General features: G+C 57.3%; 15 protein-coding genes and 2 pseudogenes. 8 read left to right on the top strand and 9 right to left on the bottom strand.

Annotated features, from left to right (window positions below):
- Window positions 1-89: 89 nt before the first annotated feature.
- Genes OQ460_RS06315 through OQ460_RS06305 form a run of 3 tightly spaced genes read left to right on the top strand, consistent with a single transcriptional unit; the run spans window position 90 to window position 2,559 of the window.
- Window positions 90-1,121: a LacI family DNA-binding transcriptional regulator gene (locus tag OQ460_RS06315; RefSeq protein WP_410021938.1), complete on the top strand. Its 1,032-nt coding sequence runs from the start codon at window positions 90-92 to the stop codon at window positions 1,119-1,121.
- A gap of 57 nt (window positions 1,122-1,178) precedes the next feature.
- The gene (locus tag OQ460_RS06310; RefSeq protein ID WP_410021005.1) at window positions 1,179-1,811 is read left to right on the top strand and encodes a glutathione S-transferase family protein; all 633 of its coding nucleotides are present in this window, start codon (window positions 1,179-1,181) and stop codon (window positions 1,809-1,811) included.
- Window positions 1,812-1,821: 10 nt separating this feature from the next.
- Window positions 1,822-2,559: an NAD-dependent epimerase/dehydratase family protein gene (locus OQ460_RS06305; RefSeq protein WP_410021004.1), complete on the top strand. Its 738-nt coding sequence runs from the start codon at window positions 1,822-1,824 to the stop codon at window positions 2,557-2,559.
- Window positions 2,560-2,610: 51 nt separating this feature from the next.
- On the opposite strand, the pseudogene OQ460_RS06300 reads toward OQ460_RS06305, so the two are convergent.
- From OQ460_RS06300 to OQ460_RS06290, 3 genes and pseudogenes are all read right to left on the bottom strand, one after another.
- Window positions 2,611-3,039: pseudogene (locus tag OQ460_RS06300) on the bottom strand (methyl-accepting chemotaxis protein); the annotation flags it as partial.
- Window positions 3,040-3,156: 117 nt separating this feature from the next.
- Window positions 3,157-3,930: pseudogene (locus OQ460_RS06295) on the bottom strand (PAS domain-containing protein); the annotation flags it as partial.
- A gap of 385 nt (window positions 3,931-4,315) precedes the next feature.
- Window positions 4,316-5,185, bottom strand: a complete 870-nt coding sequence (locus OQ460_RS06290; RefSeq protein ID WP_410021003.1) for a LysR family transcriptional regulator — start codon at window positions 5,183-5,185, stop codon at window positions 4,316-4,318.
- 96 nt (window positions 5,186-5,281) lie between these two features.
- Between OQ460_RS06290 and gstA the strand changes: the two genes are divergently transcribed.
- Entirely contained in the window at window positions 5,282-5,896 is a 615-nt protein-coding gene (gene gstA, locus OQ460_RS06285; RefSeq protein WP_410021002.1) for a glutathione transferase GstA, read from the top strand.
- Window positions 5,897-6,180: 284 nt separating this feature from the next.
- Entirely contained in the window at window positions 6,181-6,597 is a 417-nt protein-coding gene (locus OQ460_RS06280) for a GNAT family N-acetyltransferase (RefSeq protein ID WP_410021001.1), read from the top strand.
- Here the strand turns inward: OQ460_RS06280 and def are convergent.
- The 3 genes from def to OQ460_RS06265 form a co-directional block, all read right to left on the bottom strand.
- A complete protein-coding gene (gene def, locus OQ460_RS06275) occupies window positions 6,594-7,133 on the bottom strand; it encodes a peptide deformylase (protein WP_410021000.1) in 540 nt (179 codons plus the stop codon). The genes OQ460_RS06280 and def overlap by 4 nt on opposite strands.
- A 3-nt stretch (window positions 7,134-7,136) precedes the next feature.
- Window positions 7,137-8,084 carry a YihY/virulence factor BrkB family protein gene (locus OQ460_RS06270; protein WP_410020999.1) on the bottom strand — a complete coding sequence of 316 codons (948 nt, stop codon included), beginning with the start codon at window positions 8,082-8,084 and terminating at the stop codon, window positions 7,137-7,139.
- A gap of 179 nt (window positions 8,085-8,263) precedes the next feature.
- The gene (locus OQ460_RS06265) at window positions 8,264-8,449 is read right to left on the bottom strand and encodes a CsbD family protein (RefSeq protein ID WP_410020998.1); all 186 of its coding nucleotides are present in this window, start codon (window positions 8,447-8,449) and stop codon (window positions 8,264-8,266) included.
- Window positions 8,450-8,648: 199 nt separating this feature from the next.
- On the opposite strand from OQ460_RS06265, the gene OQ460_RS06260 reads away from it, so the two are divergent.
- Window positions 8,649-9,026 carry a hypothetical protein gene (locus tag OQ460_RS06260; RefSeq protein WP_410020997.1) on the top strand — a complete coding sequence of 126 codons (378 nt, stop codon included), beginning with the start codon at window positions 8,649-8,651 and terminating at the stop codon, window positions 9,024-9,026.
- Window positions 9,027-9,082: 56 nt separating this feature from the next.
- Here OQ460_RS06260 and fadD1 read toward each other — a convergent pair whose 3' ends face one another.
- Together fadD1 and fadD2 are read right to left on the bottom strand one after the other, a co-directional pair.
- Entirely contained in the window at window positions 9,083-10,774 is a 1,692-nt protein-coding gene (gene fadD1 / locus OQ460_RS06255) for a long-chain-fatty-acid--CoA ligase FadD1 (protein ID WP_410020996.1), read from the bottom strand.
- 385 nt (window positions 10,775-11,159) lie between these two features.
- Entirely contained in the window at window positions 11,160-12,848 is a 1,689-nt protein-coding gene (fadD2, locus tag OQ460_RS06250) for a long-chain-fatty-acid--CoA ligase FadD2 (protein WP_410020995.1), read from the bottom strand.
- A gap of 210 nt (window positions 12,849-13,058) precedes the next feature.
- On the opposite strand from fadD2, the gene OQ460_RS06245 reads away from it, so the two are divergent.
- The gene (locus OQ460_RS06245) at window positions 13,059-14,003 is read left to right on the top strand and encodes an alpha/beta hydrolase (RefSeq protein ID WP_410020994.1); all 945 of its coding nucleotides are present in this window, start codon (window positions 13,059-13,061) and stop codon (window positions 14,001-14,003) included.
- Between the two features lie 68 nt (window positions 14,004-14,071).
- Window positions 14,072-14,542, top strand: coding sequence for a MaoC family dehydratase (locus OQ460_RS06240; RefSeq protein WP_410020993.1), 471 nt, complete (start codon window positions 14,072-14,074; stop codon window positions 14,540-14,542).
- Window positions 14,543-14,597: 55 nt separating this feature from the next.
- Here OQ460_RS06240 and OQ460_RS06235 read toward each other — a convergent pair whose 3' ends face one another.
- Window positions 14,598-15,065 (bottom strand): ferritin-like domain-containing protein, encoded by a 468-nt coding sequence (locus tag OQ460_RS06235; RefSeq protein WP_410020992.1) that lies wholly within the window; start codon window positions 15,063-15,065, stop codon window positions 14,598-14,600.
- Window positions 15,066-15,191: the final 126 nt, after the last annotated feature.

Below are 15,191 nucleotides of genomic sequence, written 5' to 3'. Positions count from 1 at the left end.
GCAAGGATCAGGCAACCCATTGCTCAAGTATTTGCAGGCTTGTGGGGACAGCGCTACCTTAGTGCCTCGAATTTTGTTTGGCAAGCCGCCTGATGACCTCCAAGAACGATAAAAATACCCGCACGACGGGACGCCCTACCCTCAATGAAGTCGCCCGCCTGGCGGGTGTCAGCCCGATTACCGCATCGCGGGCCTTGCGCGGCGTCAGTACCGTGGCCACCGCGCTGGTGGAAAAAGTCCAGAAGGCCGCCGCCGAACTGAGCTATGTGGTCAACCCGGCCGCCCGCGCCCTGGCCTCGGCCCAGAGCCATTCGGTGGTGGTGCTGGTGCCGTCGCTGTCCAACCTGTTGTTCATTGAAACCCTGGAGGCCATTCATCAGGTTTTACGGCCCAAGGGCTTCGAAGTGCTGATTGGCAATACCCACTACTCCCGGGAAGAAGAAGAAAACCTGTTGCGCAACTACATGGCCTATCAACCACGAGGCTTGCTGCTGACCGGGTTTGACCGCACTGAAAGCGCCCGCCGCATGGTCGAGTCGAGCAATGTGCCAAGCGTGTACATGATGGATCTGGACCCAGGGGCCGGGCTCAACTGTGTCGGTTTCTCGCAAACCAGCGCCGGCGAAACGGCCGCGGCGCACTTGATCTCTCGAGGTCGCAAACGCCTGGCTTATATCGGCGCGCAACTGGACCAGCGCACCCTGCTGCGCGGCGAAGGCTTTCGCCGCGCCCTGCAACGGGCGCAGCTTTACGACCCGGCTCTGGAACTGCTGACGCCGCGTCCTTCGTCGGTGGGCCTGGGTGGCGAGCTGTTCTTGCAGCTGTTGGCCAGCCATCCGGATGTGGACGCCATTTTCTTTGGCAACGATGACTTGGCCCACGGCGCCCTGCTCGAAGCCCTGCGCCATGGGATCAAGGTGCCGGAGCAAGTGGCAGTGCTGGGCTTCAACGACCTGCCCGCCTCCTCCTTCATGGTGCCGCGCCTGAGCAGCATCAGTACTCCGCGCGAGGCCATTGGCCGGCGCGCAGCAGAACACTTGCTGACGTTGATGGCCGGCAACAAAATCGCCAAACCGGTGGTGGATATGGGGTTTGAACTGAAGGTTCGAGAAAGTAGCTAGCCCGCCAACGCCCTGTTAGATTGCTCCCTGCCAATTCACCATCGTCAGGGAAGCACCATGGGAAACACGCTGAAAATCCTGGGTCGCACGTCGTCGATCAACGTACGGAAAGTCCTATGGACCTGCCAGGAGTTGGCCATCCCCTACGAGCGTGAGGACTGGGGCATCGGCTTCACGCCTACCCAGTCACCGCGGTTCCTGGCCCTGAACCCCAACGCCCAGGTCCCCGTGATCATCGATGAGAACGGTGTGCTCTGGGAGTCCAACACCATTTGCCGCTATTTGGTGGGTTTGCATCCGTGTGATGACTTGCTGCCGGCCGAGCCTGCGGCGCGTGCCAGGGTCGAGCAATGGATGGATTGGCAAGCCACCGAGCTCAATCCTTCCTGGGGTTATGCGTTCCATGCCCTGGTTCGCAAGAATCCGGACTTTCAGGACCCGCAACGTCTTGAAGCCGGAGTACGCGGCTGGAACGCCAAGATGGGCCTGCTCGAGCAGCAGCTCACCCGCACTGATGCTTATGTGGCCGGTAACACGTTTACGCTGGCGGATATTCTGATCGGCCTGTCGGCGCATCGCTGGCAAATGACGCCCATGGAGCGTCCGTCGTATCCGGCTGTCAGCGCTTATTACGCGAGACTGAGCCAGCGTCCAGGCTTCCAGACCTTCGCCCTCGACGGTCATGACTAAGGACAACAAGATGAAAGGACTAAATGTACTGCTCACCGGCGCGTGCGGCAGGATCGGCAAGACATTTTTCGAGGCCTCGAAAGAACGCTACTGCTTTACCCTCACTGACCGCATCGAGCCAGGCTTCCCCTTGGGCGAGCATCGTTTCGTGCGTGCAGACCTGAGCGATAAACAAAGCCTGGCGGCACTGCTCGACGGTATCGACGTGATTGTGCACCTGTCAGGCATTCCTCACGCCAGCGCCAGCTTCGAAGAGTTGCTACCCAATAACATCCTGGCCACTACCTACCTGTTTGAAGCCGCGGTGGCCGCCAACGTCAAGCGCCTGGTATTTGCCAGCAGTGCCCAGACTATCGAAGGCTACCCGGTGGATCGGCAGATCATCGCGGGGATGCCGGTGTTGCCGGCCAATCTGTATGGCGTGAGCAAATGCTACGGTGAGGCGCTGTGCGGATATTACGCGGCGAAAACATCACTCTCTACCATCGCCCTGCGCATCGGGGCCTTTGAGTTTCCCGAAACCCACGACCTGAACAACGCCCGTGACCTCAGTGCCTGGCTCAGCCCGCGCGACGCGGTGCAACTGTTGCAGCGCTCGGTGGAAGTCGAAGGCGTAAAACACTTGGTCGCCCACGGTATCTCCAATAACCGTTTCAAGCGTCTGGATTTGAGCGAGACCACGCGGGTACTGGGTTATCAGCCGGTAGATGATGCGTTTTTGGAGTTCGAGATCCCCATCACCTATTGACGCCGCCAGCCACGGCCACAGCAAAACGTGCCCACCGCAGCAGCGACGGATTTACTGCAGTTGCAGCGTCGAGTTGAACTGGCCGATGGCATCGACCACATGTCGCGAGCCTTCCTGAATTTCCAGGATCACCTGCCCGGCCTCGTTGGCCAGTTCCACCCCCAGCCCGGTGCGACTCAGGCTCGATTGCATACTCGCCACGGCGCTTAGCGAAAGGTCATGGTTCTTGCGTACCACATCGACAATCTCCACTGTCGCCTGGCTGGTACGGGCCGCCAGGCTGCGTACTTCGTCGGCCACCACAGCGAAACCACGACCATGCTCGCCGGCGCGGGCGGCCTCAATGGCGGCGTTAAGGGCCAGCAAATTGGTTTGATCGGCAATGCCGCGAATCGTCTGGACAATGGTGCCGATGATGGTCGACTGCCGGCTCACCGCATCGATACTCAAGGCGGCTTCGTTCAAGTCGCGGGAAATTTCCTCGATGATTTGTACGGTCTGCTGCACCACCTCCGACCCCTTGCGAGCGCAGGCGTCGTTTTGTACCGAAGTGCTGTGGGCCGATTCGGCTGCGATCCGCAGGGTAGTTACTTGATCGGTGATATCGCTGGCAAACTTCACCACTTTGTACAAACGGCCGTTGGCATCAAAGATGGGGTTGTAGGACGCTTCCAGAAATAATGTCTGCCCATGCTTGTTGCGCCGCTCAAACCGATGGGAGTGATATTCGCCACGATTGAGGGAGGCCCAGAACGCCTTGTAGGCCGGCGCTTCGATTTCGCTGCGATGACAGAATATGCTGTGGTGTTGGCCAACAATCTCATTGAGGGAATACTGCACCGTCTTCAGGAAATTCTCGTTGGCATTGAGAATCTGCCCCTGCGGCGTGAACTCGATCACTGCCATGGAACGGCTGATGGCATCGATCAGACTCTGGTTTTCGTGTTCACGGTGAACCCGTTCGGTGACGTCCGAGGCCACCTTGAGCACGCTGCGCACCTGATGGTCACTGCCGTAAACCGGCATGTAGCTGGCCTCCAGCCAAACCTCGCGCCCATCCCGGGTCAGGCGCATGAACGTGTCGCTGAAAGGCTCCCCCCGCGCCAGGTCTCGCCATAACCGGGTGTAGGCTTCGCTGCGGTAGAAAGATTCCTCGCAGAAGATCCGATGGTGTTTGCCACGAATCTCTTCAGCGCTGTAGCCCATGATCTTGCAAAAGTTTTCATTGGCGTCCAGCACTACGCCGTCACGATCAAATTCGATCATCGCCATGGATCGGCTAATGGCTGCAAGCTTCGCATTGGCTTCATTCAGCGCGCAGGAAAAGCGCTCGATTTCCAGCAGGTCGGATTTGTGTTGGCGGTTAAACATGATCGGATCACCTGTCTTTGAATGACGGTTGGTTCTTGGATTTGACCCAGTACAACTTTCCACAGGCAAACGCAGTCTTCCAGAGACAGGACAAGTGTCAGGCGATCGATAAATGATGGTTAATCGGAGAGTCCATGAGGCAACGCTCTTTTCAAGACATCCTTTTCTTGACGGCCCTATCCAGGGCCCGTTCCAACCGACACACGCAAGTCCATTTAATTTCAATCTCCTTTTTCCCGGCGCCTTGACCTGCGCGCTTTATTATTCGCAACTTCAATAGTGAGCATCAGCCACTATCAAAAAACCATCCTGACGCTTTCTTGGGTGAGCGACATCATGGGGTTTGTGGATGAGCATAGACATGGCATGGCGCTATGCAAGGCCACTAATCGGCCATCATCTGTAACAAAGCGTTTGCCGCAGCCGACGGCGCCCGTGTACTTGAGCCCACCAGGGCAAACTCACGGTGGATCGGCACACTCAGCGCCATGATGCGCAAGCCCTGGCGCTGGGCCGGCAGAGTCATCTCGGGCATCAGGCTCACACCAACGCCCTCACGCACCAAGCTGAAGGCACTGCTCCATTCCCGTACTTCAACGCGGACATCACGCAACACAAGCCCCGCTTCGGCAGCCAGGCTACGGGCATTGACCGTACAGCCGCCAGTCGCCAGTACAAACGGTTGCGCTGCCAACTCTTCGAAGGACACCGTCTCGTGTGCCGAACGACGGGACAGCACATGCCCCATGGGCAGCACCGCCACCCAGTTGTCACGCCCCAACAGGGTGGCATTGCGCTCAGGCCCTGGATTGAGCACGACCCCCAAGTCAACCAGATCGGCTTCGAGTAACGTGTTGACCTCATCGTCGCTGACCTCCAGAGCCGTCACTTCGATGCCTGGATATAACTGGTTGAAGCGTCGCAGGATGGGAGGCAGGAATGCTGCCAACACCATCGGGAAACTCGCCAGACGAATGGTCCCGCGCAACTGTGGCCTAGCGTCATTCACCGTGCTGCGAATGATCTGCAAGGCACCCAGCATGACCCGTGCCTGCTCGATCACCTTCAAGCCCAGGGCCGTGGGCAAGGTCTGGCGACTCTCACGGGTGAACAGCTGCGCGCCGAGGGCCGCCTCCATCCCTGCCATGGCCTGGCTGGCCGCAGACTGGGTCATGCCCACCTGGGCTGCCGCCGCCGTAATGCTGCCGTGATCCGTCACGGCCACCAGCAGTCGCCAATGCATCAGGTTCATCATGACAGTAGCTGTCCTTATGGCATGGTTCTGAAAGATTAATTTTACCCCAGGTGCCACGCCGCGGACACTGGCGCAAATTCCTCAGGACCGTAATCCATGAAACTGTATTTTTCCCCCAACGCCTGTTCTCTTGCTGCCCATATCGTCCTGCGGGAACTGGACCTGCCGTTTGAATTGGTGCGTGTCGACAATCAGCAAAAAACCACGGCTGATGGCGCCGACTACCTGCAAATAAATCCCAAAGGCTACGTGGCGGCCCTGCAGTTGGATAACGGTGAGGTATTGACCGAGGGCGCCGCGATCCTGCAGTTTCTCGCCGACCAAGTGCCTGGGGCGAGCCTGGCGCCGGTCAACGGCAGTTGGGAGCGGGTGCGATTGCAGGAGTGGCTGAACTTTGTGTCCAGCGAAATTCACGGCGGGCTGGGCGTGTTGTTCAACGGGGCGATTCCCGAGGAGGTCAAGGCACTGTTCAAGGCAACCTTGGTCAAGCGCTTTGCGATTCTGGTGCAGACGCTGGAGCGTCAGGACTACTTGCTGGGCAAACAGTTCTCGGTGGCCGATGCCTATCTGTTCGTGGTGCTGCGCTGGACGGCGTTTTTTGCCATTGACCTGCAGCAATGGCCGGCTTTGGCGCAGTTTCAAGAGCGGGTGGGCGCGCGTGCGCCGGTGATTGCTGCGCTGGCTGCCGAGAGTTCTGATCAGGGCGTTTGATGGGCAAGGGCATGTCCCGACAGCGGACATGCCCAAAAAACCGTCTCATCAACTCAATGACCAAACAAACCCGTTTCGGTTTTCTTGGCTTTTTTGTCCGCGCGTTTTTCATCGGCAGTCTTTGCCGGTTTCTTCTTCGCGGCTTTCTTTGAATCCATGCCTTTGGCCATGATGCGTGCTCCACTTACAGGGGATGTAGCAAGGGGTATAACACCTATTACTCTGCAGAAGGCGCTTTGCCCGACTTATAATCCCCTCCCCTTGAATACATTCAACAAAATATGATGACCGAGTTGCACATCGAACTGCTGGCAGAGCCCCTGTGGCCGCTGTTGAACAAGTTTTATCGTCGCCATGACTCACCGATGAAGGCCCTCAAAGGCGGACAGTTGTGGGTCGCCAGGCACAACGAGATTGTCGCCGGCCTGTGCCTGAGCCCGGTGGTGGGTGGGCAATGGCTGACAGGCGTATTTGTCGATCCGGCCTATCGCGGCCAAGGGCTGGCGGCGCGGCTGATCCGGCAAGCAGTGGCACCCGCCCAAGGCACGGTGTGGCTGCTATGTCATCCGGATCTGGAGGGCTTTTATGCAGGTATCGGGTTCAGCCAGCAGACCGTGTTACCGCAGTCGCTGGCCGAACGCCTGGTGCGCTACAAGCGCAACAAGCCGATGATCGCGATGGGCCTGGGCCAACTAGGTTAATCGCCAGCCGCCGGGTCCATGTCCGGGAACATCACCTCGATAAACCCAAACTTACTGAAATCGGTGATCCGCGACGGGTACAGCCGACCAATCAGGTGATCGCACTCGTGCTGCACCACCCGCGCATGGAAACCCTCGGCAACGCGCACAATCGGCTCGCCCTTGGGATCGAAACCTTCGTAGCGAATCTGTTGATAGCGATCCACTGCCCCGCGCATGCCCGGCACGGACAGGCAGCCTTCATAGCCCTCTTCCAGCAGCGGGCTCAGCGGCGTGATCAAGGGGTTGATCAGGATGGTCTGAGGCACCGCCGGGGCATCCGGGTAGCGTTCGCTGCTTTCGAAACCAAAGATCACCAGTTGCAGGTCGACGCCGATCTGCGGCGCGGCGAGGCCGACACCACCCACATGCTCCATGGTCTGAAACATGTCATCAATCAACTGCCACAGCTCTGGGCTGTCGAACATCTCCGGCGGTACCGGTGGGGCGATACGCAGCAGGCGCTCATCGCCCATTTTCAGGATTTCACGGATCATCGGTCAGGTTTCGTCAGTAATGGGCTTGGGAATCGAATGGTCCCGGCCAAGGCCCGAGACGTGCTGTTTTTCGTCATGTTCACCAAAGTCCTTTTCACCCGGATCCTTGCCTTCGGCGGACATATGCTCGATGACTGCATTCATTTCTGCCCCAAGCAACAGCACGGCGGCCGAAATATAGAAGTACAGGAGCAGGACAATGATCGCGCCGATACTGCCATACATGGCGTTGTAATCCGCGAAAGTCTTTACGTAATAACCAAAACCCAGCGAGGCCAGGATCCAGACCACTACCGCCAGCACTGAACCCGGGGTGATGAAGCGAAACTTCTGCTTCACGTCAGGCATCACGTAATACATCAGGGCCACGGCGAACATCAGCAGGATAACGATCAACGGCCAACGCACGATGGTCCACAGTGTGACCACGAACTCCTGCATGCCAATCTGCCTGGCCAGCCACTCCATCACCTGCGGCCCCAGGACCATCAGCGCGGCGGCGGCCAGCAACATACCGGCGATGCCAACGGTGTAGAAAATCGACAGCGGGAAACGCTTCCAGATCGGTCGACCTTCGACCACGTCATAGGCAGCGTTCATTGCGCTCATCATCAGGCGTACGCCTGCCGAGGCAGTCCACAGCGCGATGACAATACCCACCGACAGCAAACCGCCCTTGGATTGCTGCAGTTGGTCGATGACCGGGTTCACCTGCTCCAGGGCCTGGGGCGGCAGTACCAGTTCTGATTGCAGGCGCAGCCAACTGAAAAAGTCCGGCAAGTGCAGGAAGCCGATCAGGGCAATCAAAAACAGCAGGAAGGGGAACAGCGAGAACAGCATCTGGTAAGCCAGTGCCGAGGCGTACGTTGGCATTTCGTCATCAAGGAATTCGGTGACGGTGCGCATCAGCACACGGTGCAGCGGCAGGTCTTTTAATACCGGAAAAATCATAGCGTCTCCTTTCGCCGCAAAAGGTTGAGTTCGTGGGCGACTCAGGGGCCGTTTTCTACATCAAGGTAGCCTATTTGGCGACCTTGAAACAATTTCGAAACTTTAATCACTGGGTGTGACATAAAAACGGCCATCCGTGGATAGCCGCTGTCCTACTCGCTGAAGCAGATCAGGTTGCCTTATTTGGTGGCTTTTTTCACTGCATCCTTGGTCTTGCCGACGGCTTGCTGCGCTTCGCCTTTCTTTTCCTGGAGCACGCCTTCAGCGCGTAACTTGTCGTTGTCCGTGGCTTTGCCGACGCCTTGCTTGATATTGCCGACAGCTTCGTTCGCCAAACCTTTTGCCTTATCCGCTGTACTGCCCATGGTATTTCTCCGTAAGAACAATCAAGGGTTTTTATCGTTACGTAGAATTGACCCAAGGCTTCAAGACAGAGTTTCAATTATTTTGCGCCAGGCATTTCATCACCCGGTAAAGGTTTGGCTTTATGTTTTGCTGCCAACCCACGAGAATGCCCGGCACATTCAGGCTCATACGCTGAATAACAGATCCCGTAGGAAGGTTATGAAACTCAATAAAACACAGGCCATCGCCCGCAGAAACCTGGAACTGGGCGGCGCCGTGCTCGGTGTCAACAACTGCCACTTCACCGACCTGGACCGCAAGCGCAATATCTGGTGGTTCGACCTGCCATTGGCGCGCATTGGTGTCGGTCAATACGAGTGGATTCACTTGTTGATGCACGACGCCGAATCCGACCGGTTGCTGCACTTGAAAGTGCCAACGGTGTACCTGCGCGAGAAACTTGAGGGGTTGGTGGTGCGTAATGCGAACAAGCGCAAGCCGGAAATCACCCTGGAGCTGAGCGCAGACAAGGATTCGTTCCTCAAGGACGTGCGCCCTACCGGCGCAGGTGTAAGCTTCGCGCAGTTTGCCCTGTAGGCGCCTCGCCAGCCAACAAAAAGCCCCGCAGTGCGGGGCTTTTTGTTGGGGCCAGGTTACTTTTTCAGACCCAGCTTCTTCAACTCTTCATCGCGCAACTCACGGCGCAAGATCTTGCCGACGTTGGTGGTCGGCAACGCCTCGCGGAACTCCACGGCCTTGGGCACCTTGTAGCCGGTGACATTGGCGCGCATATGTTCCATGACTTGCTCTTTGGTCAACGTCGCGCCCGGCTTTACCACGATAAAGAGCTTGATGTGTTCGCCCGATTTCTCGTCCGGTACACCGATGGCCGCGCATTGCAGCACGCCCGGCAGCCCCGCCAACACATCTTCCAGCTCGTTGGGGTAGACGTTGAAACCGGAGACCAGAATCATGTCTTTCTTGCGGTCGACGATACGCATATAGCCGTCCGGCTGGATGATCGCGATATCACCGGTCTTCAACCAGCCTTCGCTGTCGAGGATCTCGGCAGTGGCGTCCTCACGCTGCCAGTAACCCTTCATCACCTGCGGGCCCTTGACGCACAGCTCGCCGATTTCCCCCAGCGGCAACTCGACGCCTTCATCGGAGATGACTTTGCACAGGGTCGACGGCACCGGAATCCCGATGGTACCGATCTGGATGTTCTGGATCGGGTTGACGGTGGCGACCGGGCTGGTTTCGGTCATGCCGTAACCTTCGCAGATGGAGCAACCGGTGACCGCTTTCCAGCGTTCGGCGGCAGCCAGCTGCAAGGCCATGCCGCCGGACAGGGTGACTTTGAGGGCCGAGAAGTCCAGCTTGCGAAAACCTTCGTTGTTGCACAGTGCCACAAACAAGGTATTCAGGCCGACAAAGCCGCTGAACTTCCACTTCGACAATTCCTTGACCATCGCCGGCAGGTCGCGCGGATTGCTGATCAGGATATTGTGATTGCCGATCAGCATCATTGCCATGCAGTGAAAAGTGAAGGCATAGATGTGATACAGCGGCAGCGGCGTGATCAGGATCTCGCAGCCTTCGTGCAGGTTGGACCCCATCAGCGCCTTGCACTGCAGCATGTTCGCTACCAGATTGCGGTGGGTCAGCATTGCGCCCTTGGCCACGCCGGTAGTCCCGCCGGTGTATTGAAGCACCGCCACGTCATTGCTGGCGGGACTGGCGTCGATGACCGGCTGACCGTGCCCCTTGGCCAAGACATCGTTGAACTTGATCGCCTGGGGCAAGTGATAGGCCGGGACCATCTTCTTCACGTACTTGATGACGCTGTTGATCAACAGCCGCTTGAGCGGCGGCAGCAGGTCAGCCACTTCAGTGACGATCACATGTTTGACCGAGGTCTTGGGTACGACTTTTTCCGCCAGATGCGCCATGTTGGCCAGGCACACCAGGGCCTTGGCGCCGGAATCGTTGAATTGATGTTCCATTTCCCGCGCGGTGTACAGCGGGTTGGTGTTGACCACGATCAAGCCGGCGCGGATAGCACCGAAAACGGCGACCGGATATTGCAAGACGTTGGGCAACTGCACGGCGATTCGATCACCGGGCTGCAAGTCGGTATGCTGTTGCAGATACGCGGCAAAGGCACCGGACAGTTCGTACAACTCACCGTAGGTGATTGTCTTGCCCAGGTTGCTGAAAGCCGGTTTGTTGGCGAAGCGCTGGCAGGACTGTTTCAGTACCGCCTGAATATTTGGATACTCGTCTGGATTGATGTCTGCAGCAATCCCGGCGGGGTACTTATCCTTCCAAAAGTCTTCGATCATGGAAGCCCACTCCTCAGCGACGCGAATTCATTCACCGCATTTGATGCGATTATTATTGGTGTGTGTGTTCTAAGGTGAATCTGGCGCTTTCAAGCAGGCCTAGACGTCACAAAGCGCGCCGAGAGTAGCAGCTTTGCCAAGGGCCGCCTAGAGCCAAAAGAGGGCCCTACGGTCATAAACACGACTCAAGAATATCCAATGGTCATTTTTAGAGCAAAAATTCTATATCGCTGAAATCCGCTCTGGAATGGGCCTTACTGGGCGAAAAATAACAAATGAGGGAGCAGGCTTGCTCTCGAATGCGCTGAATCAGTCACCCGATATATCGACTGAACCAACGCATTCGCGAGCAAGCCCGCTCCCACACTTTTGAGCCTATTTCACTTCAGGCGATGTCGCGTAGCTCGCGGCGCAAAATCTTGCCCACCGGTGTCATCGGTAACGACTCTCGTAACACAATGTGCTTGGGTACCTTGTAACCCGTGAAGTTGGCCTTGCAATAAGCCTTCAACTCCTCAAGGCTCACCCCTTCGGCACGGGCCACCACAAACAGTTTCACCGCCTCGCCGGTACGCTCGTCCGGCACGCCAATCACCGCACAGTTGGCAACGGCCGGATGGCCCATCACCACGTCTTCGATCTCGTTGGGATAAACATTAAAGCCCGAGACAATGATCAAGTCTTTCTTGCGGTCGACAATACGGACATAACCATCTGTGTCGATTACCGCTATATCACCGGTCTTGAGCCAGCCTTCGGCGTCCAGGGTCTGGGCAGTGGCATCCGGTTGCTGCCAGTAGCCCTTCATCACCTGTGGGCCCTGGATGCACAACTCGCCGCGCTCGCCCAGGGGCAATTCGTTGCCGTCATCATCGATGACTTTCATCGCCGTGCCAGGCACCGGAATACCCACCGTACCCAGGCGTGACTGACTGCCATAAGGATTAGTGCTGGCCACCGGCGAAGTTTCAGTCAGCCCGTAGCCTTCGCCGATGGAGCAGCCAGTGATTTGTTTCCAGCGCTCGGCAGTGGCCTTGACCAGCGCGGTGCCACCGGAATTGGTGATCTTCAGGTTGGAGAAGTCCAGGGTCTTGAAGTCTGGGTGATCCATCAGCGCGACAAAGAGCGTGTTAAGCCCCAGCAGCCCGGAAAAACGCCACTTCTTCAATTCCTTGATAAACCCGCTGATGTCACGGGGGTTGGTGATCAGGACGTTGTGGTTGCCCGTCACCATCATGCACATGCAGTTCGCCGTGAATGCATAGATGTGGTACAGCGGCAGCGGTGCAATCATCACCTCCTGCCCTTCCTTGATCAGCGGATGGCCGTCATCGCCGACTTGCGACATGCAGGCACGCACCTGCTGCATGTTTGCCACCAGGTTACCGTGGGTCAGCATCGCACCCTTGGCCAGGCCAGTCGTACCGCCGGTGTATTGCAACACGGCTATATCGTCCAGGGTCACCGGATGCCTAGTGACGCTCAGGCCTGCACCCATACGCAATGCCCGCTTGAACGACACTGCCCGTGGCAGGCTGTAGGCCGGAACCATTTTCTTCACTTTGTCGACCACGGTGTTGATCAGCCAGCCCTTGGCGGCGGGCATGAAATCCCCCATCTTCGCCTCGATCAGGTATTCGATCTCAGTGTCAGCGGCCACTTCCTGGACCCGCGAACCGAACAGATTGAGATAGACCAGAGCACGAATGCCCGCGTCCTTGAACTGATGGCGCATCTCCCGCGGGGTGTACAGCGGGTTGGTATTGACCACGATCAGTCCGGCTCGCAGGGCGCCAAACACGGCAATCGGATAATGCAGGACGTTAGGCATCTGCACCGCAATGCGGTCGCCCGGCTTGAGATCGGTCTGGTGTTGCAAGTAACCGGCGAACGCCGCGCTCTGACGTTCAAGCTCGGCGTAGGTCAGCGTAATCCCCATGTTGCTGAATGCCGGACGATCGGAAAAGGCTTTGCAGGAACGCTCGAAAACTTCAATCACTGACTTGAACGCCGTCAGGTCAAGGTCACTGGAAACACCCTTTGCGCGTTTGTCATTCCAGAAATCAGGTTGCATTATTCTTGTCCCCTTACCTGAGTGTGCCCGGCCGCCTCCTGCTGTTTAAGAGAAGCGGAGCTTCGGGGACGTTAGCAGCTATGGCCAAACAGGCAAATACACAAAACCGTGTCATTGATTGTATGAATCTTGCACCTGAGGCCGAGTCTGATCAGACGGTTGTCCAAGCATGAGCTATACACTGCAACGACCCTGAGCAAAGGAAGCGCCATGAACCACTCCACTTTCTGGTTGGCCACCAACGACCGCAGCCGTTTGTTCGTCAATCAATGGCTGCCGGATGGCCCGCCCAAGGCGCTGGTCATGCTGGCCCACGGCATGGCCGAACACAGTGGTCGCTACGCGCGCCTGGCCCAGGCCCTGTGTGATGCGGGTTATGGCCTATACGCCCCAGACCAGCGCGGCCACGGCCGTACCGCCGACGAAGGTACCCTGGGGCTGTTTGCCGAGCGTGACGGCTGGAACAAAGTAGTGGGCGACCTGGCCAGTCTCAATCAGCACATCGGCCAGCAAGCACCTGGGGTGCCGATAATCCTGCTTGGCCACAGTATGGGCAGCTACATAGCCCAGGCTTATTTACTGCACCACAGCGCAAGCCTGCATGGGGCAATCCTCAGTGGCTCGAATTTCCAGCCAGTGGCGTTGTACCGCGCAGCACGCCTGATCGCCCGCGCAGAGCGCCTGCGCCAGGGCCCCAAAGGGCGGAGTACGCTGATTGAGTTCCTGTCGTTTGGCTCGTTCAACAAAGCCTTCAAGCCCAACCGCACCGCATTCGATTGGCTCAGTCGCGACCCGGTCGAGGTCGACCAGTACATCAACGACCCGCTGTGCGGATTTCGCTGCACCAACCAGCTATGGATCGACCTGCTAGGCGGCTTGCAGCAAATCAGCAAAGCGTCCAATCTCGCGCAGATCGACCACGGCCTGCCGATCCTGGTGATGGGCGGAGAATGTGATCCGGTCAGTGAAGGCAAGCGTCTCAGAAGTCTGTCCCAGGCTCTGCGAAACGCCGGTTGCCAGAATCTGCAATTGAACATTTATCCGCACGCGCGCCACGAAGTCTTCAACGAAACCAATCGTGATGCAGTCACCGCCGATGTGCTGGCGTGGCTGGCACAGACCGTGACCCGCCCCCGACAGGCGCGCTGCGAATGAAACAAGATATATTTTCGTTTAAAATCAATAAATTAAAATTATCGATTAGCCACAGGATGTACTCATAGATGACCCAGGTTACCAACACTCCGTACGAAGCCCTCGAAGTTGGCCAGAAGGCCAGCTACAGCAAAACCGTTGAAGAGCGCGATATCCAGCTGTTCGCCGCGATGTCCGGGGACCACAACCCGGTACACCTGGACGCCGAATTCGCCAAGGCCACCATGTTCAAAGAGCGCATTGCCCACGGCATGTTCAGCGGCGCCTTGATCAGTGCAGCCGTAGCGTGCGAGTTGCCTGGGCCGGGTACCATCTATATCGGCCAGCAGATGAGCTTCCAGAAACCGGTGAAAATCGGTGACACCTTGACCGTACGTCTGGAAATTCTCGAGAAACTGCCAAAATTCCGTGTGCGGATTGCCACTCAAGTATTCAACCAGCGCGACGAACTGGTGGTGGATGGCGAAGCGGAGATCCTCGCACCGCGCAAACAGCAGGTCGTGACCCTGACCGAACTGCCACCGATCAGCATCGGCTGATTTCGATCTTTAATGTGGGAGCAAGCCCCCTCCCACATTTGTTACCAAGCAGGACTTAAGACTGCGCGCGTGCCTGGTTACGCAAAGCTTTCACTTGATCGTGGTTGCGTTGTGCACCATGGAACTGACGTTCGACCAGATCACGAATCCCCACCAGGTTGTGCTTGTTGATCTTCTCGATCGCTTCCTTGTAGGCCTTCAATGCGTGGTCCTCACCGCGCTCGGCTTCATTCAACACAGCCTCTTCGTCCTTGCCGGTGACCATCGACTTCACGTCGACCCAGCCACGGTGCAGTGCGCCAGCAACGCTGCCGGAATCTTCCGGATCACCGCCCAAGGCGCGTACGGCAGTCTGCAGTTCAGCCGCAGCGGTAGCACAATCAGCCGAACGTTTTACGAAGAGCGCTTTTAGCTCGGGATGCTTGATGTCTTCAGCACATGTCTTGAAGCCTTCCTGACCGTCTTTGCTGGTCTGGATCAGGTCGTTCAGAACAGCGATCGATTCTTTGTTGATATCAGTCATGTTTCAATTCCTTATGCAGGTTGATGAAGGTTGCAATAGAGATTGCAGCAGCCATGCCAGGTTTATTGATAACAATAAATACCTATAAATCAATAGGTTAATAACAAATACCATCTTTATATACGC

This window comes from Pseudomonas imrae (assembly GCF_046352735.2).
GTDB lineage: Bacteria > Pseudomonadota > Gammaproteobacteria > Pseudomonadales > Pseudomonadaceae > Aquipseudomonas > Aquipseudomonas imrae.
This window is presented reverse-complemented; position numbering and strand designations above follow the sequence as displayed.

What these genes read in the sequence shown, in the direction of transcription:
- OQ460_RS06310 (WP_410021005.1), top strand. Translation starts at nt 1,179, where the DNA reads ATGGGAAACACGCTGAAAATCCTGGGTCGCACGTCGTCGATCAACGTA.
- OQ460_RS06305 (WP_410021004.1), top strand. Translation starts at nt 1,822, where the DNA reads ATGAAAGGACTAAATGTACTGCTCACCGGCGCGTGCGGCAGGATCGGC.
- OQ460_RS06290 (WP_410021003.1), bottom strand. Translation starts at nt 5,185, where the DNA reads ATGATGAACCTGATGCATTGGCGACTGCTGGTGGCCGTGACGGATCAC.
- gstA (WP_410021002.1), top strand. Translation starts at nt 5,282, where the DNA reads ATGAAACTGTATTTTTCCCCCAACGCCTGTTCTCTTGCTGCCCATATC.
- OQ460_RS06280 (WP_410021001.1), top strand. Translation starts at nt 6,181, where the DNA reads ATGACCGAGTTGCACATCGAACTGCTGGCAGAGCCCCTGTGGCCGCTG.
- def (WP_410021000.1), bottom strand. Translation starts at nt 7,133, where the DNA reads ATGATCCGTGAAATCCTGAAAATGGGCGATGAGCGCCTGCTGCGTATC.
- OQ460_RS06270 (WP_410020999.1), bottom strand. Translation starts at nt 8,084, where the DNA reads ATGATTTTTCCGGTATTAAAAGACCTGCCGCTGCACCGTGTGCTGATG.
- OQ460_RS06265 (WP_410020998.1), bottom strand. Translation starts at nt 8,449, where the DNA reads ATGGGCAGTACAGCGGATAAGGCAAAAGGTTTGGCGAACGAAGCTGTC.
- OQ460_RS06260 (WP_410020997.1), top strand. Translation starts at nt 8,649, where the DNA reads ATGAAACTCAATAAAACACAGGCCATCGCCCGCAGAAACCTGGAACTG.
- fadD1 (WP_410020996.1), bottom strand. Translation starts at nt 10,774, where the DNA reads ATGATCGAAGACTTTTGGAAGGATAAGTACCCCGCCGGGATTGCTGCA.
- fadD2 (WP_410020995.1), bottom strand. Translation starts at nt 12,848, where the DNA reads ATGCAACCTGATTTCTGGAATGACAAACGCGCAAAGGGTGTTTCCAGT.
- OQ460_RS06245 (WP_410020994.1), top strand. Translation starts at nt 13,059, where the DNA reads ATGAACCACTCCACTTTCTGGTTGGCCACCAACGACCGCAGCCGTTTG.
- OQ460_RS06240 (WP_410020993.1), top strand. Translation starts at nt 14,072, where the DNA reads ATGACCCAGGTTACCAACACTCCGTACGAAGCCCTCGAAGTTGGCCAG.
- OQ460_RS06235 (WP_410020992.1), bottom strand. Translation starts at nt 15,065, where the DNA reads ATGACTGATATCAACAAAGAATCGATCGCTGTTCTGAACGACCTGATC.